This window comes from Pseudomonas sp. GYB4201 (genome assembly GCF_056312595.1).
Window position 1 is genome coordinate 94561 of record NZ_JBWGIG010000006.1, and the last position, 21807, is coordinate 116367.

The 21807-nt window shown below is 54.8% G+C and carries 19 protein-coding genes, 1 tRNA gene and 5 pseudogenes; 13 read left to right on the forward strand and 12 right to left on the reverse strand.

Annotation, left to right across the window (positions count from 1 at the left end; translation table 11 throughout):
* Positions 1 to 148: 148 nt before the first annotated feature.
* Together AC0Z2B_RS07605 and AC0Z2B_RS07610 are read left to right on the forward strand one after the other, a co-directional pair.
* Positions 149 to 903 (forward strand): annotated as a pseudogene (locus tag AC0Z2B_RS07605) (SIR2 family NAD-dependent protein deacylase).
* A gap of 113 nt (positions 904 to 1016) precedes the next feature.
* Positions 1017 to 1286 (forward strand): hypothetical protein, encoded by a 270-nt coding sequence (locus AC0Z2B_RS07610; RefSeq protein ID WP_476295801.1) that lies wholly within the window; start codon positions 1017 to 1019, stop codon positions 1284 to 1286.
* Positions 1287 to 1389: 103 nt separating this feature from the next.
* On the opposite strand, the gene AC0Z2B_RS07615 is transcribed toward AC0Z2B_RS07610, so the two are convergent.
* Together AC0Z2B_RS07615 and AC0Z2B_RS07620 are read right to left on the reverse strand one after the other, a co-directional pair.
* Entirely contained in the window at positions 1390 to 2019 is a 630-nt protein-coding gene (locus AC0Z2B_RS07615) for a hypothetical protein (protein WP_476295802.1), read from the reverse strand.
* 353 nt (positions 2020 to 2372) lie between these two features.
* Positions 2373 to 3011 carry a hypothetical protein gene (locus AC0Z2B_RS07620; protein ID WP_476295803.1) on the reverse strand — a complete coding sequence of 213 codons (639 nt, stop codon included), beginning with the start codon at positions 3009 to 3011 and terminating at the stop codon, positions 2373 to 2375.
* A gap of 290 nt (positions 3012 to 3301) precedes the next feature.
* Here AC0Z2B_RS07620 and AC0Z2B_RS07625 point away from each other — a divergent pair, with 290 nt between their 5' ends.
* Positions 3302 to 3709 carry a hypothetical protein gene (locus AC0Z2B_RS07625; RefSeq protein ID WP_476295804.1) on the forward strand — a complete coding sequence of 136 codons (408 nt, stop codon included), beginning with the start codon at positions 3302 to 3304 and terminating at the stop codon, positions 3707 to 3709.
* Between the two features lie 97 nt (positions 3710 to 3806).
* Here the strand turns inward: AC0Z2B_RS07625 and AC0Z2B_RS07630 are convergent.
* The 4 genes and pseudogenes from AC0Z2B_RS07630 to AC0Z2B_RS07645 all read right to left on the reverse strand — a co-directional run bounded on the left by AC0Z2B_RS07630 (position 3807) and on the right by AC0Z2B_RS07645 (position 8052).
* Positions 3807 to 4953 (reverse strand): annotated as a pseudogene (locus tag AC0Z2B_RS07630) (IS3 family transposase).
* A 243-nt stretch (positions 4954 to 5196) separates the two neighbouring features.
* On the reverse strand, positions 5197 to 5955 hold the full coding sequence (locus tag AC0Z2B_RS07635) for an HNH endonuclease (RefSeq protein WP_476295805.1): 759 nt from the start codon (positions 5953 to 5955) through the stop codon (positions 5197 to 5199).
* Positions 5952 to 7220: an AAA family ATPase gene (locus AC0Z2B_RS07640; protein WP_476295806.1), complete on the reverse strand. Its 1269-nt coding sequence runs from the start codon at positions 7218 to 7220 to the stop codon at positions 5952 to 5954. The genes AC0Z2B_RS07635 and AC0Z2B_RS07640 overlap by 4 nt, the downstream gene beginning before the upstream one ends.
* Positions 7221 to 7428: 208 nt before the next feature.
* Entirely contained in the window at positions 7429 to 8052 is a 624-nt protein-coding gene (locus AC0Z2B_RS07645) for a GNAT family N-acetyltransferase (RefSeq protein ID WP_476295807.1), read from the reverse strand.
* A gap of 170 nt (positions 8053 to 8222) precedes the next feature.
* Between AC0Z2B_RS07645 and AC0Z2B_RS07650 the strand changes: the two genes are divergently transcribed.
* From AC0Z2B_RS07650 to AC0Z2B_RS07670, 5 genes and pseudogenes are all read left to right on the forward strand, one after another.
* A complete protein-coding gene (locus AC0Z2B_RS07650; protein ID WP_476295808.1) occupies positions 8223 to 9068 on the forward strand; it encodes a hypothetical protein in 846 nt (281 codons plus the stop codon).
* 45 nt (positions 9069 to 9113) lie between these two features.
* Positions 9114 to 9611, forward strand: coding sequence for a TIR domain-containing protein (locus AC0Z2B_RS07655; RefSeq protein ID WP_476295809.1), 498 nt, complete (start codon positions 9114 to 9116; stop codon positions 9609 to 9611).
* Positions 9612 to 9662: 51 nt separating this feature from the next.
* Positions 9663 to 11120 carry an SIR2 family protein gene (locus tag AC0Z2B_RS07660; RefSeq protein WP_476295810.1) on the forward strand — a complete coding sequence of 486 codons (1458 nt, stop codon included), beginning with the start codon at positions 9663 to 9665 and terminating at the stop codon, positions 11118 to 11120.
* A gap of 107 nt (positions 11121 to 11227) precedes the next feature.
* A pseudogene (locus AC0Z2B_RS07665) lies at positions 11228 to 12097 on the forward strand (IS3 family transposase); the annotation flags it as partial.
* Positions 12098 to 12259: 162 nt separating this feature from the next.
* Entirely contained in the window at positions 12260 to 12514 is a 255-nt protein-coding gene (locus tag AC0Z2B_RS07670; protein WP_476295811.1) for a hypothetical protein, read from the forward strand.
* A gap of 47 nt (positions 12515 to 12561) precedes the next feature.
* Here the strand turns inward: AC0Z2B_RS07670 and tnpC are convergent, their stop codons facing one another.
* From tnpC to tnpA, 3 genes are all read right to left on the reverse strand, one after another.
* Positions 12562 to 14088 carry an IS66 family transposase gene (gene tnpC, locus AC0Z2B_RS07675; RefSeq protein ID WP_476295812.1) on the reverse strand — a complete coding sequence of 509 codons (1527 nt, stop codon included), beginning with the start codon at positions 14086 to 14088 and terminating at the stop codon, positions 12562 to 12564.
* 152 nt (positions 14089 to 14240) lie between these two features.
* Positions 14241 to 14507 (reverse strand): IS66 family insertion sequence element accessory protein TnpB, encoded by a 267-nt coding sequence (gene tnpB, locus AC0Z2B_RS07680; RefSeq protein WP_476295813.1) that lies wholly within the window; start codon positions 14505 to 14507, stop codon positions 14241 to 14243.
* The gene (gene tnpA, locus AC0Z2B_RS07685) at positions 14504 to 14836 is read right to left on the reverse strand and encodes an IS66-like element accessory protein TnpA (protein ID WP_476295814.1); all 333 of its coding nucleotides are present in this window, start codon (positions 14834 to 14836) and stop codon (positions 14504 to 14506) included. The genes tnpB and tnpA overlap by 4 nt, the downstream gene beginning before the upstream one ends.
* A 102-nt stretch (positions 14837 to 14938) precedes the next feature.
* Between tnpA and AC0Z2B_RS07690 the strand changes: the two are divergent.
* A pseudogene (locus tag AC0Z2B_RS07690) lies at positions 14939 to 15226 on the forward strand (integrase core domain-containing protein); the annotation flags it as partial.
* 26 nt (positions 15227 to 15252) lie between these two features.
* Here the strand turns inward: AC0Z2B_RS07690 and AC0Z2B_RS07695 are convergent.
* Together AC0Z2B_RS07695 and AC0Z2B_RS07700 are read right to left on the reverse strand one after the other, a co-directional pair.
* Positions 15253 to 16167, reverse strand: a complete 915-nt coding sequence (locus AC0Z2B_RS07695) for a DUF5677 domain-containing protein (protein ID WP_476295815.1) — start codon at positions 16165 to 16167, stop codon at positions 15253 to 15255.
* A 253-nt stretch (positions 16168 to 16420) separates the two neighbouring features.
* A pseudogene (locus tag AC0Z2B_RS07700) lies at positions 16421 to 17561 on the reverse strand (IS3 family transposase).
* Between the two features lie 415 nt (positions 17562 to 17976).
* Here AC0Z2B_RS07700 and AC0Z2B_RS07705 point away from each other — a divergent pair.
* Positions 17977 to 18618, forward strand: a complete 642-nt coding sequence (locus tag AC0Z2B_RS07705; RefSeq protein WP_476295816.1) for a tyrosine-type recombinase/integrase — start codon at positions 17977 to 17979, stop codon at positions 18616 to 18618.
* Positions 18619 to 18747: 129 nt separating this feature from the next.
* On the opposite strand, the gene AC0Z2B_RS07710 is transcribed toward AC0Z2B_RS07705, so the two are convergent.
* Positions 18748 to 18835, reverse strand: a tRNA-Ser gene (locus AC0Z2B_RS07710).
* Between the two features lie 134 nt (positions 18836 to 18969).
* On the opposite strand from AC0Z2B_RS07710, the gene AC0Z2B_RS07715 reads away from it, so the two are divergent.
* From AC0Z2B_RS07715 to tusD, 3 genes are all read left to right on the forward strand, one after another.
* On the forward strand, positions 18970 to 19641 hold the full coding sequence (locus AC0Z2B_RS07715) for a Bax inhibitor-1/YccA family protein (protein ID WP_416425207.1): 672 nt from the start codon (positions 18970 to 18972) through the stop codon (positions 19639 to 19641).
* Positions 19642 to 19963: 322 nt separating this feature from the next.
* Complete coding sequence (locus AC0Z2B_RS07720; RefSeq protein ID WP_416425208.1) at positions 19964 to 21343, forward strand: nucleobase:cation symporter-2 family protein; 1380 nt, start codon at positions 19964 to 19966, stop codon at positions 21341 to 21343.
* 70 nt (positions 21344 to 21413) lie between these two features.
* On the forward strand, positions 21414 to 21806 hold the full coding sequence (tusD, locus tag AC0Z2B_RS07725; RefSeq protein ID WP_476295817.1) for a sulfurtransferase complex subunit TusD: 393 nt from the start codon (positions 21414 to 21416) through the stop codon (positions 21804 to 21806).
* Position 21807: the final 1 nt, after the last annotated feature.

Below are 21807 nucleotides of genomic sequence, written 5' to 3' on the forward strand. Positions count from 1 at the left end.
GCCACCGGCCGTAGCACATCGGGCTGAGACATGGAGTGGCTCGGTTTACGACAGCCGTCCGCAGAGCGGCAAGTCCAATGTCCAGACAACGTAAGACGCCCTCGCAAGAAAACCAGGCCTCGGAAAAAGAAAATTGAGGAAAGCAGCCATGCCCATTGCCACAATTGCAGAGCACCTTCGGGTAGCCAAACACGTCGTGGTTTTCACCGGCGCCGGTGCATCAGCAGAAAGTGGTATTCCGACATTCAGAGATGCACTGACTGGCCTTTGGGAAAAAACCTTGATGCATCGAAGCTCGCGACAGCCGAAGCGTTCCGTTCAGATCCAAGCCTTTGCTGGGGATGGTACGAATGGCGTAGACGCAAAGTCATCCAGGCCCAACCTAACGGGGGACACTATGCAATCGCACAACTCGCCAACTACGTGCCCAAATTGACGGTCTTCACTCAGAATATAGACGACCTCCACGAGCGAGCAGGAAGTTCCGCAGTGGCTCATCTCCATGGAAGTCTGCACTCGCCTCGATGCATCGACTGCAGTGCCGCACACGAGACCCCTCTCCCTTCTGAGCCAGTACCAGAAGCAGGAATTCGCATCGAACCACCACGATGCACCAGGTGTAACGGGTATGTGAGACCAGGTGTCGTATGGTTCGGCGAAATGCTTCCGGATGACGCATGGGCGCATGCAATCACTGCCGTAAAAGACTGCGACATGTTCATATCGATAGGCACATCCGGTATCGTTTATCCTGCTGCAGAATTGCCATTCGCAGCTTTAGCGAATGGCGCAAAGGTCGTGCATATCAACCCAGCACGCTTTGCGATTAGCAGTCAGGAATTATTCGTAGAGGGCACCGCAGGGCTCAGCATGACGTCTTGGGTTGAAAGGGCATTTCTCTAACAGTACGAAGCTCGAGCGTCGCATCTACCAGAGCGAAACGAGAGCGCGAGCAGTAGCCGTTGAGGCAAGTCATCTCCCCATGGGTACTGCCCTTAATTAGTAGGATCACATGCATGGCAGCAAAAAAACCGCCACACCCTTTACGAGCGAGTGAAATTGAACGTTTCGAACGAAATCTTGCGAACTGGCTGAAACTGGACGCTGCGGATGCGATGTACCACCGATTCCAAGGGATACTTGAAAGCCAAATCACGACTCTACAAATCTGTGGAGTAATCACCCGCCAAGGAGCGGTGAATTTGCTGATGCGCATGGATGAAGCGAGGCGAGAAAAGGATGCAGCCGCCGACGTCGACACACCCGGTGGCTTGAGATTGGTTTGAGACGTCGGAGGCCACATGCCCATCCCGTACCGTCTCAACCATTCGTGACCCGAGCCTGGTAAACCAACCTTGTAACGGCTCGGGCCGTCGGTGGCTCTCTCCTCTAGAGAGACTCCCCGCCGCTCCGCTGGAACTTGAGGCCAGCACGCCCCGCCTTAGAAAACTTGACCCAGCCAAAACAACGGATAGAGTCCGCCGGCTCAAGATCCTCATCGTCGGAATCAGCACGATCAACCATTCCATGGACTGTGCCAAAACCAGATACTTCCCAGGTATCAGAAGCACCCCAAAGCGGCTCGCTGAACGATCTTCCCTCCTCCAGCTCGACCGAAAATGGCTCAGATCCTGCCGCAGCGATGACACCCTCATCCGAAAGAATCACATCCCGGAGCTCTTGTTGAACGTAACCATCGAGAAACTCGGGCAGATCTGAAAACACACCATCGCGACAGCTGGCGATAGCATCGATAAAATCCTGAACAATGAAGACCTGCAGTACCTCGAGCTCAGCCAGCCGGGATACGCCGCCTTGGTAATCGAGAACGATAACCTCAGCATCAGCCAGATGATGCTTCAGATCCTCCCTACACTCTTCAACCGCAAGCGCGGCGTAGATTTTGTAGCCGAGAAACACAGCGACGACTTCCAGCGCGATACCGTGCTGGACTTTGATGCCTTTCGCGGAGAGAGAAGGTTTGGCTGCAAATGCAGCTGCCTTGACGAAGTCTGTCATCTGAAAATTCCGGAATGTGTCGCTGTGCTGGGCGTTTTGTCGTTAGCGAATAACCGGGAAATCCGGATGCCGATAGCAGAATATTGAGGCGGAGGGGACATTCTCTTTTCAAGCCGACCAGGGCTTCGGCGGAGAGCCGAGGACGATCGTATCGGGGGGGGGGGGGATGCTGGACAAGACCTTAAATGAACGATGAAAACCAGAATCTAAGACTGCTCGTCGCCCAAGGCGCGCACATCTTGTGAATGCTGTGCCACTCGGTCGCTGATTGGCGCTTGGCGGTGGCCAGAGCCCCCCGCCAAGCCCACCACAAGGCGCACGTCACTCAATCAACCAATGCGCCCGGGTGGCATTTAGGGGGCGTACTGAGCAATCGTGCGGCCGACGTGGGCATCCGCCAGCCGATAGATATTCAACAGTTCAGCATCGAAGGCCTGTGCTATCTCTTCTAGGGTTGGAGAGCCCCCCACTCGATCAAACGTGCGCCTTAGACGGGACTTCACCTTCTCGTAGATTCTGCTAAGCACCTGGTCGCTCTCCAGATACCTTCTCAAGCTAGAAAGCTTGTAGGGGTCAGTAAATCTAGCTGCCGCATCCTGAACCATCACGTCGTATTTCGACGTATCAACCGAAAATGCGGGGACAGTGTAGAAATGGTAGGCACACGCCTTCCTGATGCGCTCATCTTGCTCATAGTAGGCCTGCTGTTGCTCATCATGCTCGCGGTCAGCCTCCTCCTCTGCTGCTTCATTAGCGCTAATCATGCTCTCGACTTGCATCTCGGCTTTTGACGCGAATGCCAGCAGCTCGAGATCGTCTTCTTGGTAGGCTACCTGCTTCAGGAACGTCGCTATCCCCAGCACCTTGTACTCCAAGAAATAGTCGTAATCCGAATAGGGGTCGAAATCCGAATGACGGTCACGTCCCGTATCCTGCTGCGCTTCGAGCCGGCCCACCCACGACTGCAAATGGGTTTTGAGTGTAGCTTTCATCAATGTCCTCTTTAACTCTGAAAATCAAACCTGTTAGCAGGGTTATATCGACACCATCCCCATCACTTCTGCCCTTGGTACAGCAGCTGAGAGGTCTCGGCACAGGTGAGGGCCTCCCTACCCTACGCGTGTCTGGCGCTTCACGTTGCGGGGTTCACTGGCTCCGCTTTAAATCGATCAGCGCAGAAAATGTCTCAAAGATATTTCCCCCCTGCCGTTAACACACTGGGGCGCGGAGGCTCTAGCCCGAGCATTTTGCTTGATTTATCGATTATGTTGGAGACAGAGAGTTGAAGAATTTCACGGCGCAAAGCATCAAAGCAAAAAGCAAATTCGAAATGTGGGGGGAGCGTCATTGGGGCTGGATCGTAGCGTTTCTGTGTGCGGCGTTGGCTGGAGGGTTGGTGATTTCCCTTCGGTTTAGCGTCAGTAACACTGCCCTAGCTGTGTCCCTTGCATCGGCCGTGATGGCGATAATCGCGGGTGCCGCTGGCATGACTCTTAAAGGCAAGGCCTTGGGTTTCGTCACCTTGGCGGGAATACTAATTACAGCGGGGGTTTTCATGTGGGGCGTGAAAGACGCAGCACGACCTAACGAGCACACGATTAGCATCACCGGTGTAGAAATGGGATTCGTCATTGATCACAAGGATTGTGATTTCTCAGACCCGACCAAGCTGGTGTGCAAGGTTCGATAAGCGTGAAATGTGCCGCCCCTGTCTCTTCTTCAGGGACAGGGTCTGCCTTCTCGTGCGATCCGAAACGGCAAGTCAGCCTCCGTCAGAAGTGTAGTGGTCAACTGATCCCGGACACTGAATTGAGTTTTTCCTCTGCGACCGCAGGCGGTAGCCCTTCGTTGAATTGATGCAGTCGCCGCCAGTTGTACCGCTCCATCAAAAACCGATTGATATCTTGCTGTGCCAGCACAGCGCTCATGTAGCCCACCGTCGGTATCCATTCAGTCTTCAGGCTGCGAAATAGCCGCTCCACCGGCGCGTTGCCGTGGCAGTTGCCGCGCCGACTCACGCTCTGCGTGAAGCGGTATCTCCAAAGTCTCTGTCGGAAACTCCGGCTGCCGTATTGGCTGCCCTGGTCGCTGTGAAACAGCACATTCTGAGGCCGGCCACGCTGCTCATAGGCCATATCCAATGCCTTGATCACCAGGCCGGAGAAAGCCCAACCTACAACACGGCGGGCACAAAGGTCGATGACAGCCGCCAGATAGTGCCATTGGCCTTCAGCCCAGACGTACGTAATGTCACCGCACCAGACTTTGTTCGGGGATGCCACGCTGAACCCGCGATCAAGCACGTTCGGGATATCAGGCCGCTCCACGGTAGCCTTTTTGTAGGCATGGGAGCCCGGCTGTTTGCTGATCAAGTTCAGATCGCGCATCAACCCACGTACTTGGAATCGCCCGATCTGCATGCCGTCCTCTTTCATCATCAGCATGATGCTCCGGCTGCCCGCAGCGCTTCGGCTTTGCGTAAACAACTCGTTCACGCGACTACGCAAGACTACTCGTTCGGCATCCGGATACCGACGTTTCCGGCAGTACGCGTAGTAGCAAGATCGGGTGACATCAAATACCGAGCACAACAGCTCAACAGGCTCTTAGCCCGCAGTTGATCGATTAACGCGAACGCTCGTGTTCCTCGGCCATCAAGAGCGCGGTGGCCTTTTTTAAGATCGATTTTTCCCGTTCTAGCCGATTGATACGGGCTTCGAGTTCCTGGATTTTTTGCTGCTCTGGCGTCAGAGCCTTGCTGGTGGGAGTAACACCGCCACGTTCTTGCTGAAGCTGGCTCACCCATCGACGAAGCGCCGATTCGACCAATCCGAGCGAACGGGCGGCTTCGATATGGCTGTAGCTTTGGTCGAGCACCAGGCACGCAGCCTCGCGCTTGAACTCAGGGGTAAAGGTACGACGTTGCTTGGTCATCAGACACCTCTCTATGGCGAGCATTCTCGCCTAAATGGGTGTCCGGTTTCATTAGACCACTACACTTCCTCCTCTAATGATTTCGTCATGGGCGTCCGTTGCCCCCCCCACTCCATTTCGAACCACCCGCACTCAGGAGAAAAAGGTTGTCCTTTTTGACTATGTCCCGGCGGCTACAGATGGATGTGGTGGCGTCGTGATCGGGAGGCGACTATGAGGAATCTGGTACGGCAATACAAAGCTTTAGAGACCTATCGCTCTCATCGATTTTAGGTAAGACTCCGACGAACCATTTCTAACGGAAATGACCACCTTTTCGACCTCCTTCCAGGTTCGCCCTTTAAACTCAGGGCGAGCGCGACGAATTATTTTCGCAAGTTGCTCATTGTCGTAGTGTGCAAAGTTACTAATAAGCGTCAGGATTGCAAAATTAGTATTAATGGAACCGCAAGCCTCTTCATAAGCTCGCCTTCTTTCCAAGGTTTTCAGCCTTGCGAGCTGACAAGATTCGATAACCGCGAATGCCCTGGCCTTCTGCTTTTCATCACCGATTGCCTCGAATATATATCCTTCTCGAATTAAGAGGTGTTCGCTGTAGCGGTGCAGATAAGGATGAATCCAGTTGAAATCATCTGCACCTACCGGGTAAGGGCAATTGGGCGTAAGAGTCACACTTAACACGGGATCATCGGTTTTATTTTTGTTGCATGACTTGCAAGCAGCAACTAAATTCATGCGCTCGTAAGTAAACCTTTCCATTCCGACAATTGTTTTGGCGACGATATGGTCAATTTCGTTACGACCCAAATCAATACTTATTCGCCTGCGGCAATATGCACATGCATAATTTTGTTGTTTAAGCAGTTTTTTTCGCAGCCTATCACGAACATTTGCCAAGGATGCCTTTGTCCATTCCTTATGCTTACCCTTGAAATACTTTTGTATTGCTGCGACATCTGATTTCGACCATTGTGCAGGCGAAAGAATTTCAAAGCCAGTCATGACACACCAATAATTTTCTTTATGGAAATTAGTAGCGATAGAACCGGGTCTTCCTCCGGTAGGCCAGAGGTAAAATCTTCGATCCTCACAAGCAGAGACTTTATTTTTCTTTTGTTTTTTTTCACGCCTTCGGATACTGACTTTAGAAGCAAGTCTAATGCACCTACCAATTCAGGAGACCGTGTACTCTTGAGATCAAACTTATCTTCTAAGATATCATTCGACTGCCATCCCGCTGGAATCTCAGACGGCACTGCCACGATATCACCGCTCAACTCCTCTCTACGTAATATAATAAGGTCGGTATGAGTCGGACTCATACTGCTAACAATGAGAGGGGAGTGAGTTGCGACAACAATATGGCAATCTCTAGATTCCACCAGCGCAGAAGACAGGTCTCCCATATACTCACGTTGCCAAGATGGATGCAAGGCGCTTTCCGGTTCGTCGATAAGTACAAGCATGTTATCTCTCGCACGTAAAGCTAAGCTAACAAATGTAGAAAACAATCCCCATTGGCCAGCGCTGAAGTCTTCAGGGGTGCGGCCGTTGAATGACGGACGCCTCAGAGCTATCAGATTATAGCGCAACGCTTCGCTTACTAATTCTCGATGATAAGTAAGGCAGATATCGTCGGATAACAGATCAAAAACTACGGGCTCGCCACGACTGGCCTTGAACTGCGACATTATCGCCTTGCGCTTATCTATATCCAACATTAGCGTGGCTGGTTTGGTAAAACGGCTGTCGTCACCCGACGAGCCAGGCTGCGACTCTATAAATAGTTCGAAACGCGTAGAGATTCCCGTTTTTTCAGATATCTTTGCAATGAAGTTTTTTAGATTATCCGATACGCCATCTCGGCTTAATGCAGCTGAGACCAACGCTTGCACGCTCTGATTTCTGCTGACTAAATTTTGATTGTGACGCGGACCTATATACTCGTAGATTTCAGCTGAATACCGCCCGTCAGGTCGAGTATTGCCTTGTCGTTTTTTTGTCGGAAATCTATCATTAGGAATTGCAGACAGCGCGATAATAATAGAAGGATTGCTGGAAAACTCTGTGCCGATAGAGTGGTATTTCATACCATTTAAAAATTCATGCTCTTTTAGGGCATCGTCAAGCAATCCCCGCAATATCGTGCTTTTTCTCGTGCCATTGGCACCGAGCAAAATAGTTACTCTGTTTTTCTTTGAGCTTGAGTAAGGGAGAACAACTTGATCGCGCCGTTCTGTAGGGAGATGGAATTTTCTTATTTGCAACTTACCAATCCTTTATGTTGACCGCGTCACCCGACTGATGAGACCTCGCAACGAGATCCTAAAAAACGCTAGCCGCTTGAGGATAGCTAGCCTCATAGGTTTCTGCTATCACTATTGACACGTCGTATCTGAGGCTCATTTTCTTCGTTACAATATCAACAACTCGCTGTTTGATGATGTAGGCGGCACGACAGACTCCCAAAGATGGCTATCGACGGACAGCAATTGGCCGACCTTTGCGGAGCCTCTGAGGCTGCAATGAGTCGAAAGCGATCAAGTTTCGCCCCCCCCCCCCCGCCAGAGACACCTCAGCCGTCCAAACGCTTATGCATGGGCGTGCATGCCAGTTCAAGCCCCGAGGGCGAATACAGATACCGCCAACCTCCCCGGGGTAACCACACCGATGATAGAACGCAGTGGCATTCGGGGTCGCGTCCAGATGAATTTCAGCAAGTCCGGCCGCAAGCGCCAGTTGATCCAGGTGCTGGATCATGGCCTTGCCAATGCCCTGCCCCATGCACGCGGGCAGCACAAAGAACGCGCCCAGCTCCCGGGACTGGAAATCAATCAGCTTCGTAGCAACCGCCACTTTGCCCCACCATGCAATGTGGTACCGGCGCTCCACTCTTGCACGGTACCGGTCCGTCAGCGGCACCTGCGTCCAGGCTTGAACCTGTTCTGGCGTGTAGACGGTAATACACCGATGCGATGCTAAGGTCGCCCATCTGACGCTTGCTCGCCCCTCTTGCCGCATGTTGCTGATGCGATGTTGCGGACGTCTGGCGGGGTGCTGCTGCGTGACGCAAATGCTCCGGACCTGTAATATCATCATGCCAGTGTTCACTGTATCTGTTCAGCCCGTGCGGGCTCGAGAGTGAGAGGCCTGCTAAGACCATTCCATTCGACAGCCAAGCGTTAGGCGAACCGAACGGAGAGGAGCCGATCCCAAAACCGCTGACGACCCACACGATCATTCACGACCATCGAGCAAGGACATAGCTCATGTATCTAGGCTTCGAGATCAACGAATACCTTCCCTTGGGCACAGTGCTCGACTCAGAGGTCTCTGAGTTCAAGAGTCAGGCGAAGGGGCAGTACCGAGATTTGTCGACTTACCTTGTTGGACAGGTGAAGGGAAAGGATGTTATTGATGCGGAAAAAATAGCCCAGCACCTTTTCCCCTCGCAGGACAATGCACATATTTTCCTTTCCCACTCGCACGCTGATGAGGACGATGCTATTAGGCTGGCTGTTCTGCTTCAAAAAAAGGGATTGAACGTCTTCGTCGATTCGTGTGTATGGGGATACTTCCAGAATCTGGTAAACGACCTAAATCAGCAGTACTCCGAACCTGAACTAGCTAACGGTATCACTCATTATAACTACACGAAGGCTACCCAGGTATCCGTGAACGTGCACATGATGCTGGTAGGCGCCCTTCAAGCGATGATCGACCGCACCGAAACCTTTATATTTTTGAACACCAGCAACTCCGCCCCACTGAAAAACTATGAGAGCTTTGATCGCACCTTCTCCCCCTGGATTTACTCGGAGCTCCAGTTCAGCCAGTTCGCTGAGCAGCGCATCCCGCCACGGGTATCGAATGAGTCGGCGATCACTCTCGATAGCATTCAGGAGCGCCGCATCAAGACAATTGCTCGTGCTGACATGACGATGGCCTACAAAGCATTCAACAAGCACTTGCCCAAGGTAAGTGGCAGCAGTCTAAAGCACTGGTATACCGAGCTCTCGAGTCGGGGCTTGGCTGCATTGGACAACCTATACAAGACGACAAACCTCACGAAAGAATTCGAGAAAGCTCGTCAGGCCACCTATAAAGACAGGTAGCCAATACTGCTGCGGCATATTGAAAATATCCAGGAGGAGTGCACCATGGCTAGAAACGTTTTCTTCAGTTTCCACTTTGATAACGATTGTTGGCGCACTCAACAAGTGCGAAACATGGGGGCATTACACGGGCAAAAGCTGTACACCCCGAATGCTTGGGAAGAGGTGAAGCGAAAAGGCAACGCAGCTGTTGAGCGCTGGATCGATGAGAACATGCAGGACAAGACCTGCGTGGTTGTACTGGTCGGTTCTCAGACCTCACAACGGCCATGGGTCAGACAGGAGATCATCAAAGGCTGGAACGCAGGCAAAGGGGTTCTGGGCATCCGGATACATTCATTGCTTGACGAAAAACAGAGCCCCTCGTTACTGGGAGTAGACCCTTTCAGCGTGATCAATCTGGGCCAGCAAAAACTGTCATCCCAGGTCAAGCTCATCACACCGCCAGGGTCTGACAGCAAAGCCGTGTACGCATCAATCCAGCAAAACATCGAGTCATGGATTGAGAACGCGATCAAGGTCCGAAAGGCATGCCGGGGCTAGGGCCCCTTTCCGTCGGCTACCATACCGCACAAGTCACAGGGATTTGATCGCATGACCCAATCACCCAAGGCACGTTTTTTGAGCGAGTTTCCCAAATCCCTTCATGAAGGAAACGGCGCCATTTTCGTGGGAGCAGGTGTGTCAATGGCCGCAGGTTACCCAGGCTGGTCGACCCTGCTTCGGGACATCGGAACACAGCTCGGAGTGAGTTCGAAGGATGTCCACGATCTGGCAGCGCTTGCTCAGTGGGCTATTGGTGCACACGGAGAAAATCGGGTCAGGGACATTATCCGAAAGGAGATACTTCCCGAGAAGGAAATCCCGGAAGCAGTACGCGTGATCGCCCAACTGCCCGTCAAGCATATCTGGACGACTAATTACGATCTGCTGGTGGAGCGGGCATTTCGTGAGATTAATCGCCCAATTGATCCAGTGTCGTCAGCAAAGGGATTATCGCAAAAGCCTCTGCCTGGCGCGACACGTCTGTACAAAATGCATGGGTCGGTTGAGCGGACAGACGACATCGTGATTTCTACAGACCACTACGAGCTATTCCGGAAAACACGTCGTGCGTACCTACCTCTTTTCGAAGCCCATCTGACAAGCATGTCTATGCTTTTCATCGGTATCAGTTTCACCGATCCCAACGTCAGGCATGTCCTTTCGCTGATCAGGGAAAGTTTTCTGGATGAGCCTCCCGAGCACTTCGCGATAGTGAAGCCACCTCAACGAAAAGAATTTGGTAGCGCTGCAGAATACAAAGCGAGGTTGAGCCAGCATAAGCTGTGGGCAGCTGATCTGAAGCGCTATGGGCTGATCGCGGTCGAAGTAGACAGCTACCAGGAGATACCTCAGCTGCTTCGAAAAGTAGAAGAGCAGGTGGCCGCTAGACGAATCTGGGTGAGTGGCAGCTGGCCTCTTGAGCACGGTGGGTCACACAACGTCGATATGCATGCGCTGGCCGAGTCACTCGGAAGCAAGATAGGGGAAACGGGGCGCGACCTGGTGACTGGGGCAGGCTTGCTGGTTGGATCTGCTTCCTTGTCAGGCTTCTTGGCGGCGCTACGCGATGTCGGAGAATGGAACATGGAGCGTCGATTGATTGCTCGCCCCTTCCCTCAACCCCTCGCCGGCAACCCGCCCAATAGGGCCCAATGGTCTGCGCTCCGCTCTGAACTAGCTAGGCAAGCAGGGATCGTCATTTTTCTAGGAGGCGCTAAGCTTGAAAACAACGTACTGGTCGAGGCTGGTGGTGTTTTGGAAGAGTTTGAACTTGCAGTGAAGGCGGGGGCATTCGTCATACCTGTAGGTGCCAGCGGAGGAGCGGCGAAAGGGATCAGTGAACGCCTCATAGGAACGAAAAACTCTGCGGTGAAGTCTGGTCTCAGGCCAACCGATAGAGAATTGACGAAGCTTTCGAACCCCAAGCTCATGACGTCACCACAGGGCCGGGAGAAGCTCATGGAGGTTATCTTCAAGATCATTGATCGATTCTCACAGCAGAGCTGATACGCCGGTTTCTATATGATCTGAATCCTGTAAGGCTCCGCTCTGTAGTGGTCTAATGAAACCGGACATCCATTTAGGCGAGAATGCTCGCCATAGAGAGGTGTCTGATGACCAAGCAACGTCGTACCTTTACCCCTGAGTTCAAGCGCGAGGCTGCGTGCCTGGTGCTCGACCAAGGCTACAGCCATATCGAAGCCGCCCGTTCGCTCGGTTTGGTCGAATCGGCGCATCGTCGATGGGTGAGCCAGCTTCAGCAAGAACGTGGCGGTGTTACTCCCACCAGCAAGGCTCTGACGCCAGAGCAGCAAAAAATCCAGGAACTCAAAGCCCGTATCAATCGGCTAGAACGGGAAAAATCGATCTTAAAAAAGGCCACCGCGCTCTTGATGGCCGAGGAACACGAGCGTTCGCATTAATCGATCAACTGCGGGCTCACGAGCCTGTTGATCTGTTGTGCTCGGTATTTGATGTCACCCGATCTTGCTACTACGCGTACTGCCGGAAACGTCGGTATCCGGATGCCGAACGAGTAGTCTTGCGTAGTCGCGTGAACGAGTTGTTTACGCAAAGCCGAAGCGCTGCGGGCAGCCGGAGCATCATGCTGATGATGAAAGAGAACGGCATGCAGATCGGGCGATTCAAGGTACGTGGGTTGATGCGCGATCTGAACTTGATCAGCAAACAGCCGGGCTCCCATGCCTACAAAAAAGGCTACCGTGGAGCGGCCTGATATCCCGAACGTGCTTGATCGCGGGTTCAGCGTGGCATCCCCGAACAAGGTCTGGTGCGGTGACATTACGTACGTCTGGGCTGAAGGCCAATGGCACTATCTGGCGGCTGTCATCGACCTTTGTGCCCGCCGTGTTGTAGGTTGGGCTTTCTCCGGCCTGATGATCAAGGCATTGGATATGGCCTATGAGCAGCGTGGCCGGCCTCAGAATATGCTGTTTCACAGCGACCAAGGCAGCCAATACGGCGTAACCGTCCGGGCATTACACCTTTCCTGAAGCTTTAGGTGAAAGTGTCCTCAAATATGCGGACGGCGTCGCCTTTATTGGCTAGGATCGTGAGGTGTAGACGGCGGACGTGCACAGCGATTAGGCATAACGGATACGTTGCTTTGTAAGGATAAATACCCAATGAGCCAACTAACGGCGCTAATTGCTGAAGCTAGGGCAGGACTCTCAATCCAGGAAAGCATCCCACAGGCAAGGTGGGAGGCAATCGCCAAACGATGCCAGAGCGAAGAAGTTGCCGACATCAAAGGGCGAATAGAGTCGCTAAAACTAGAGTTGGAGTCAGTCGAGGAGTGGGATAGCGACACCCAAGACGAGATCAACGTAGCAATCTCTAAGTTTTCATATCTACTGAGGCTTGCCTTGGCCAATGCCTAAACAGCGTCGTTTGTTTAAAGGGGTGTCTGCCGAACAGGTTTGAGTGATCAAACTGGCACCCACCTGTGCGGCAACAGCTCGGTAATCTCACTCGCACGCTGCGTCGGCAGGCGATGGAGGACATCTTTTAAGTACGCATACGGATCATGCCCGTTGAGCCGCGCCGACTGGATCAGACTCATGATCGCCGCCGCGCGTTTGCCGCTGCGTAAAGAACCTGCAAACAGCCAGTTTGAGCGCCCAAGTGCCCACGGCCGGATTTGATTTTCGCACCAGTTGTTATCGATGGGCACAGCACCATCATCGAGATAGCGCGTGAGCGCTATCCAGCGTTTGAGGCTGTAATCCAAGGCTTTGGCGATGGCCGATCCCTCCGGCACAAGCTGCCTCTGGGCGATCATCCAGGTATGAAGGGCGTCGATGATCGGCGCTGCTTTCTCTCGCCGTATTCGCTGTCGGTCGCCGGGTTCCAGTTCGCGAACCTCTCGCTCAACTTTGTACAAGGCCGCGATGTAGTGCAGTGCTTTTTCGGCGATCTGGCTCTTGTTGGTCGCGTGCAAGTCGAAGAACTTGCGCCGTGCATGGGCCATGCAGCCGATCTCCGTAACGCCCAGCTCAAATCCTGCCTTGTAGCCAGCGAAGTCATCGCATACCAGCTTACCGTTCCAGTTGCCCAGGAAGTTCCGGGCATGTTCACCAGCGCGGCTCGGGCTGAAGTCGTAAACGACCGCCACCAGATCGGAGAACGGGCTAGTGGCATAGGCCCAGACGTAAGCGCGATGGGTTTTCTTCGCGCCAGGAGTCAGCATTTGTACCGGGGTCTCGTCGGCGTGGACGACACCATGCGTCAGCACGGCTTCGCGCAGCGCGTCCACCAGCGGTTGTAATTGCACGCCGCAGTTGCCCACCCACTGCGCCAAGGTGGAGCGAGCAATAGGCAGTCCGGCGCGGCCGAAGATTTTCTCCTGCCGGTACAGCGGCAGATGGTCGGCAAACTTGGCCACCATGACGTGGGCCAGCAGGCCCGCTGTCGGTATGCCTTTGTCGATGACATGCGCCGGTACCGGCGCCTGGATCAGCGTTTCGCACTGCTCGCAGGCCCATTTCCCACGGATGTGGCGCTCGACACTGAAGACGCCCGGTGTGTAGTCGAGCTTTTCGCTGGAATCTTCACCGATACGCTTGAGGGCGCAGCCGCATTGGCAGTGGCTGTTTTCTGGTTCGTGATGGATCAGCGTGCGAGGGAACTGCGCTGGCAGCGCAGCGCGCTTGGGTTGCTGGCGTACTTTGCCGTCAACGGGTGCCGGTTGCAGTGCTTCAAGCTCAGCTTCAATAGCGGCGATATCGGTGTCGATCAAGTCGTCGAGCAAACTGGCTTGATCCGGACTTAGTTGCTCGCTGCGCTTGGTAAACTTGAAGCGTTTGAGGAGCGCAATCTCGTGGGCCAGCTTCTCGTTGACCGACTTGTGGTGATTGATTTGCTTGTCCATCGTCTCGACGCGCTGGATCAACTGCGCCGCCAAGGCACGCAGCTCTTCAGGGTTTAATTGATCGAGATTCGGATGCGAAGTCATGCCGCCAATTCTGCCAGAGAGGACTAGTGGCGGCGATAGACTGATGGGCTAATTGCGCTGACAAGCGCCCCATTGCAGACGATTTAGAGCACCGTGATGGCGCCTCCGGAACCGACGCGTTGCCAAGGTAAACCGAGCACTAAGGCTTGAAGTTACTCTGCATCCAACTCGACTTCAGAACCGTGCCGCACGCCTGGCCAAAAGAAACGACCTTGATTCAAGCGCCGGGCAGCCAACCAAATCCCCACACCGTCATGCACCAGCACTTTCATACGATTGGCGCGGCGGTTGGCGAACAGATAAGCACAGTGCGGCTTCGCCGCACCGAACACCGCGACAACTCGCGCCAGCGCAGTTTCAGTGCCAGCGCGCATGTCCATGGGCTCGATGGCGAGCCAGATGGTGTCGATGCGGATCATCGCAGCAGGTCTCGCAGGAAAGCGAAACATGCCGCTGCATTTTCCCCCGGCCAGCTCACCACGACTACGCCTTTTGAATGAGGCACTTCGATTCGAATCGTGGCCGGAAGAACTTGAGGGGCCGCTGTCGAAGACAATGCCTTGACGGGAATAAAAGCAGTTTGCAGTGCCAGGTTTTTCTGCCCATGCACCCGAATCCATTTATGGACGAGGTTGGCATTGAGGTTGTGGGTCAAGGCGATATTGGCAATCGAGGTGTCAGCTTGCGCACACTCGGCGATGACCTGAGCCTTAAAGGACTTGGAATAGGAACGGCGTTCTTGTGGCATGGGCGCCCGCTTTAAAAGGCTAAAAATGGTGTCCACTTAAATTTAGGTGGACACCATCGCCTTAAGCGATGGCATCAGGAAGGTGTGTTGCCCGGACGGTTACAATACGGCAGCCGGAGTTTCCGACAGAGACTATGGAGATACCGCTTCACGCAGAGCATGAGTCGGCGCGGCAACTGCCACGACAACGCGCCGATGGAGCGGCTATTTCGCAGCCTGAAGACTGAATGGATACCGCCGGTGGGCTAGATGAGCGCTGTGCTGGCACAGCAAGATATCAGCCGGTTTTTGATGGAGCGGTACAACTGGCGGCGACCGCATCAATTCAAAGAAGGGCTACCGCCTGCGGTCGCAGAGGAAAAACTCAACTCAGTGTCCGGGATCAGTTGACCACTATAAACGTACTGCAGGTTGATCTACGATGCCTTGGGCGCTTCCTTTTTCATCGCAAAAACCTCTTCCCGGGCAGGGGCCAGCATTTCCAAACAGCTTTTTGTCAGATTCTCATGCTCCATCAACATCTCTGCCAAAGCCTTCCCAATAATCTGAAACCTATCACAGGCTTCATCATCTTTTGCACGATCTGCAATGTGAGACGCAGCTACGCAATAGAACTGAATTGCATTGGTCGCCAGATAGAAAGAGAATGAGATTTTCTCAGCTCGATTCCCATCAAACTGCTCCCTCTTCTCCTCATCGCTAACAGGAAGTGCCTCTGAGAAAAACCGGTTAAACAGGTCATTGCTAAAGCTATGCGTGGAATCCGAAGCAGGTGCAAAAAGTACATGGTAGCCATATTCATACCCAGTATCTCTAAATCGGCTATAGGCATCGGGCCAACCCTTGACGCCCTTGGAGTCCAGATCGCCAAACATGCCTCGGATCAAATCCAGCGACTGCTCAAAGCCAGAAGACCTTTCAATGCTTTCAGCATCTTTACTTCTTACTGCGTAACGGTTCCACTTCCGCGCTCTTTCCTTGGCCGTATTAAAGTAATTCAAGAAAAGGGACTTCGGGGTATTGGAGGTAACATCCTTATTGAAGAACATTATATTTATTGAGTTCTCAAGCGACGTGCGAGATAACGTCTCCGCAGCAGAGTAGCTTCCTATTTTCAGGCTTTGAAGCATCGCCCTGTTGAGATCTTCAACAATCTCCGCTGCGGCGTAACAGCACACCTTAGTAGGCATTTTGAAATCGCCCACACCATTCAAACTGACTCCATGCAAGGTCTCCTCAATATGGCGTTGCAGTTCCTCAAGAGCTGGCAGGTGGCGGGCATGCTGCAAATGTGGTTTTGTGAAATGCTTTTCTCTATCGAAGCTATCCATCTCTCGCCCTAATTTCTCAAAGTTACACAGGCAAGGCGCCTGGCCGTACCTGGCGTTCTAACAGCCTTTCCAGCCTGACCTTGGTAATACGTCACGACTCGTAAGCTCAACCTCGCAAAGCAACTGCGAACTGCTGCACGAGTAAAGCGATTGTCCTCAAAATAGAGGATGGAAGCCCGAAGGGCCAAAAGCGGCCATTTATGGCCAGGCTTGGTTTGATCTGGTCAACCAATCCCGGACATTTGTTTAGGAGCTACGCCGCCAGCTTTTCATGCTCGACCGGCGTGCGGTACTCGTTATGGCTGTGAAGCCGGACCTGGTTGTAATGATGGATCACGTATCGAAGCACATCCGGCCTGGCCTTCGCCTCGTCCTGGTAGCCTTTCTTGGGTATCCACTCTGACTTCAGACTGCTGAAAAAACGCTCCATCGGTGCATTATCCCAGCAGTTTACACGCCGGCTCATGCTTTGCCTCATCCCGAATCCTTCAAGCTTGTCGCGAAATAGCTCACTGCTGTACTGACAGCCTTGATCCGAATGGAACATGACCTTGTCGGGCATTCCGCGGGCCTGATAAGCCAGCTCCAATGCCTTGCACGCCAATGCCGAATCGGGGCTTTTGGAGATGGCCCAACCCACGATCCGTCGGGCATACAGGTCGAGGACAGCCGCCAGATAGAGCCAATGCGTCCCCGCCCAGATATAGGTGATATCACCACACCAAACCCGATTGGGCGCCGACACTTCGAACTGGCGCTCCAATAGATTGGGTGCAAATTTTGCCTCCACCGTGGCCAGGCGATAAGGGTTTGGCCGACGTTGAATGCTCCGCAAATCAGCCTCGGCCATTAAACGTCCGGCCAAAAAACGCCCCACCTGCTCGCCCTGGGCCTTGAGTGCCGCAGATAATACCCGTGCGTCCATTGAGCCTCGACTTTCGGCGAGCAGCCCTGCGGCCAACGTTTCAGCCGTTCCCGGTCTGGATCGGGGCAATTGCGGCGCTTGAGATGCTCGTAATAACCGCTGCGGCTTACCCCAAAAACACGACACAAATCAGTCACCGAGAAACGCTCACTTAACGCATCGATCAAAGCCTTCGATCGAGGGAATCGTTCATCAAGAGAGCGGTAGCCTTTTTTAAGATTTCCCTCTCCAGCTCGAGCTTGCGGATTTTTACCTGCAGCGCCTGGATTTGCTGTTGTTCAGGAGTCATAGCTGAAGCCGTTTCGGGGGTGATGCCGAAACGCTCTTGGCGGAGTTGTTCCACCCACCGACGCAGTGCGGTCGGGCCCACGTCCATGGCTTTGCAGGCTTCTGGAGTGGTGTAGCCACTATCAAGAACAAGGGCCGCTGCCTCATGCCTGAACTCTGTCGAAAAATTTCGTCGGGACATCGAACACCTCTTGGTTGAGCGGTAGATTACCGCTCCTTTGGGCGTGTCCGGGATAATTAGGCCACATCAGGGTGGAGTATTACTACGACGGGAGGGATGAGGACGGGAGGCGTAAAGAGGTGCCGCTGGGTAGCGACCTGGATGTGGCGAAGGTGCAGTGGGCAAAGCTGGATAGGAAGGCAGTTCCGAAGATCGTTCGCCTGATGAGCCACCTGTTTGACCGGTACGAGCGGGATGTCATACCGACCAAAAAACCACGTACACAGAAGGACAATTTGGCCGAACTGCGTCAGTTGCGGAAAGCGTTCGACAGCGCCCCGATTGACGCGATCCCCCCCCCCACACCCTTGCTCAGTACCGAGATAAGCGAACAGGCAAGGTCAGGGCAAACCGGGAAATAGCGTTGCTTTCCCACATGTTCAACATGGCCAGAGAGTGGGGCATCACCGACCGCGTCAACCCTGCAACGGGCGTGCGGAAGAATAAAGAGAAGCCGAGGGATTTTTACGCCAGCCCGGTTATCTGGGATGCGGTCTATGCCAAAGCCTCTCCGGAATTGCGTGACGCAATGGACCTTACCTATCTAACCGGCCAGCGCCCGGCGGACGTGCTGGCATTCCGCGCAACTGACGTGATCGATGGGTATTTACAGATCGCCCAGGGCAAGACAACAAAGAAGCTGCGTATTCGCCTTGGCACCGGTGAGGATGAAAGCCAGCTATCGGTCCTGCTGGAGCGCCTGCTGTTGCAACGCCGAGAGCGAGGAGTGCGGAATCCGTACCTGATCAATACTGAGGACGGCCGAAATGTCACGAAATCAATGCTGAGGCTGAGGTGGGATGATGCGAGGGCAGCGGCTGCGAAACAGGCTCTGGAAGACCTGGACAGCGTGCTTGCAGAGAGTATCAAGGGCTTTCAGTTCAGGGATATCCGTCCCAAGGCTGCAAGCGAAATCGAAGATCTTGGCCAGGCCAGCCGCCTGCTTGGGCATACGGACAAGCGCATTACCGAGGTCGTTTATCGCCCTGTTGGCGAGATTGTAAGCCCTACAAAGTAGGCCCGAGCCAGCCAATAGTTGCGGAACACATCGAAATGATGCGGAACACATCCGATGCGACTTGACCAGAAATCCCAAACCCCAGAAACAAAAAAGCCCTGAATAATCAGGGCTCTAACAAAGAAAATGTGGCGGAAGCGTAGAGATTCGAACTCTAGGATAGTTGCCCATCGACGGTTTTCAAGACCGTTGCCTTAAACCACTCGGCCACGCTTCCAGCTTGTTGCGGCGTGCATAATACCCGATTGAAACACACTGTCAAACTCTCTTCATTTCCCCTTGCAGCATGTCTGTTATGATCTTTGCATCTGAACGTTTCAAACGCGGTTTTCAACCCAAAGGAGTCTCGCCATGCGCGAACAGGATTACGCAGTCAATAGCAGGCAGCAGGCCGACCAGCTAGAGGTCAGCAAGGTCCTGCGCAACACCTACGGCTTGCTGGCCATGACCCTGGCCTTCAGCGCCGTGACCGCCTACGTGTCGCAGCAGATGCACGTGGGCTACCCGAACATTTTCGTGGTGCTGATCGGCTTCTACGGCCTGTTCTTCCTCACCACCAAGCTGCGTGACTCCGCCTGGGGCCTGGTGTCCACCTTTGCCCTGACCGGTTTCATGGGTTACCTGCTGGGCCCTATCCTCAACCGTTACCTGCACATGCAGGGCGGTGCCGAGGTGGTCAGCTCGGCGTTTGCCATGACGGCGCTGGTGTTCGGCGGCCTGTCGGCCTACGTGCTGATCACGCGCAAGGACATGAGCTTCCTGGGTGGCTTCATCACTGCGGGCTTCTTTGTGCTGCTGGGTGCCACCGTCGCGGGCATGTTCTTCCAGATCAGCGGGCTGCAACTGGCGATCAGCGCGGGCTTCGTGCTGTTCTCGTCGGTGTGCATCCTGTTCCAGACCAGCGCGATCATCCAGGGTGGTGAGCGGAACTACATCATGGCGACCATCAGCCTGTATGTTTCGATCTACAACCTGTTTGTCAGCTTGTTGCAGTTGTTTGGCCTGATGGGTCGTGATGACTGATTAGGTGGTTGTGTTGGAAAAGCCCGCTTCGGCGGGCTTTTTTGTGGGCGGCGCATATCGCGCGGACCTGTAGCAGCGGCCGCAGGCCGCGTCTTTGGCCCCGCGTTGGGGCAGGTACACCGCGGGGTGGCGGGACGCAGCCTTCGGCAGCTGCTACGCGGGATAGTGGATACCGCGCGAGCCTGTAGCAGCGGCCACAAGGCCGCGTCTTTGGCGCCGCGTTGGAGAAGGTGCACCGGGTGGCGATGCGCGGCGCAACGGTAGTGGCCTTGTGGGGTGCTTATCCGTAGAATTGCGCTCTTTTTTTCGCCAAGGCCCTGCCATGACTGTTCATCAACAGCCCTCCCCGCCCCCTAGCCAAGACCTGGTGCTGGGGCTGGAAGACCGTCCCCGCCCGGTGATTGCCCTGCTGGCTGCGCTGCAGCATCTGCTGGCGATCATTGTTCCCATCGTGACGCCGGGGCTGTTGATTTGCCAGGCGCTGGGCGTTTCGCCCCATGACACCAACCTGATCGTGTCGATGTCGCTGGTGATTTCCGGTATCGCCACCTTTGTGCAGTGCAAGCGCTTCGGGCCGTTTGGCGCGGGTTTGCTGATTGTGCAGGGCACCAGTTTCAACTTCGTCGGGCCGCTGATTGCCGGTGGCGCGCTGATGGTGAAGCAGGGCACGCCGGTTGAAGGCGTGATGGCGGCGATTTTCGGCGTGGTGATTGCCGGCTCGTTCGTGGAGATGGGCATTTCGCGCATTCTGCCGTTCGTGAAGCGGCTGATCACGCCGCTGGTGACCGGCATCGTGGTGCTGATGATTGGCCTGACGCTGATCAAGGTCGGCCTGATCAGCATGGGCGGCGGCTTCTCGGCCATGGCCAACGGCACGTTCGCCAACGGCGACAACCTGCTGCTGTCGGGCGTGGTGCTGGCAATTATCGTGGTGCTGAACCGGGTGCCGGTGGTGTGGATGCGCAGCTGCGCGATCGTCATCGCCCTGGCGGTGGGTTATGCCCTGGCCGGCTACATGGGCCGCTTGAACTTCACCGGCATGCATGAAGCTGCGGTGTTCCAGGTGCCGGTGCCGCTGCACTTCGGCCTGGGCTTCTCGTGGGCGCTGTTCATTCCGATGCTGGTGATTTACCTGGTGACCTCGCTGGAGTCCATCGGTGACGTGACGGCCACCAGCAAGGTGTCGAAGCAGCCGGTGGAAGGCCCGGTGTGGATGCAGCGCATCAAGGGCGGCGTGCTGGTGAACGGCGCGAACTCGTTGCTGGCCGGTGTGTTCAACACCTTCCCCAGCTCGATCTTTGCCCAGAACAACGGCGTGATTCAGCTGACCGGCATCGCCAGCCGCCACATTGGCGTGTGGATTGCCGGCATGCTGGTGATTCTGGGCCTGTTCCCGACGGTGGCCGGCGTGATTCAAGCGGTGCCGGAGCCGGTGCTGGGTGGCGCGGCCATGGTCATGTTCGGTGCCGTGGCGGCGTCGGGCATCAATATCCTGGCCAGCATTCACCTGGACCGTCGTGCGCTGCTGATCATTGCCGTGTCCCTGGCCCTGGGCCTTGGCGTGGCGCAGGTGCCGGAGTTCCTGGCGCACATGCCGTCGGCGCTGCGCAACGTGCTGGAGTCGGGCGTGGCCACCGGTGGCATCTGCGCCCTGGTGCTGAACTGGTTCCTGCCGGAGCTGCGCGACAACAGCGCCCGCTGAGGCGGGTGCGGCGGGCTTTTTTCGCGTGCAGGCTTTATCATTCCGGCAGATTTGCTGATAGAGCCGCGCCATGAAGTTCGCCATCGCTGTATTTTCCCCCGCCCATGCGCCCTCCTCGCGCCGCGCCCTGCGGTTTGCCGAGGCGGCGCTGGCGGGCGGCCATGAAATCGTCCGCCTGTTCTTCTACCAGGACGGGGTGCACAGCGCCTCGGGCAACGTCGTTGCCCCGCAGGATGAGCTGGACGTGGCCGCCCAGTGGCGCGCCTTTATTACCGAGCGCCAGCTGGACGCGGTGGTGTGCATTGCCGCCGCCCTGCGCCGTGGCGTGCTGGATGAAGCCGAAGCCAAGCGCTGGAACCGCCCCGCGGCCAACCTGCCGGCGCCATGGGACCTGTCCGGGCTGGGGCAACTGCATGAAGCGGCCCAGCTGGCCGACCGCCTCGTGACCTTTGGAGGGCAGTGAC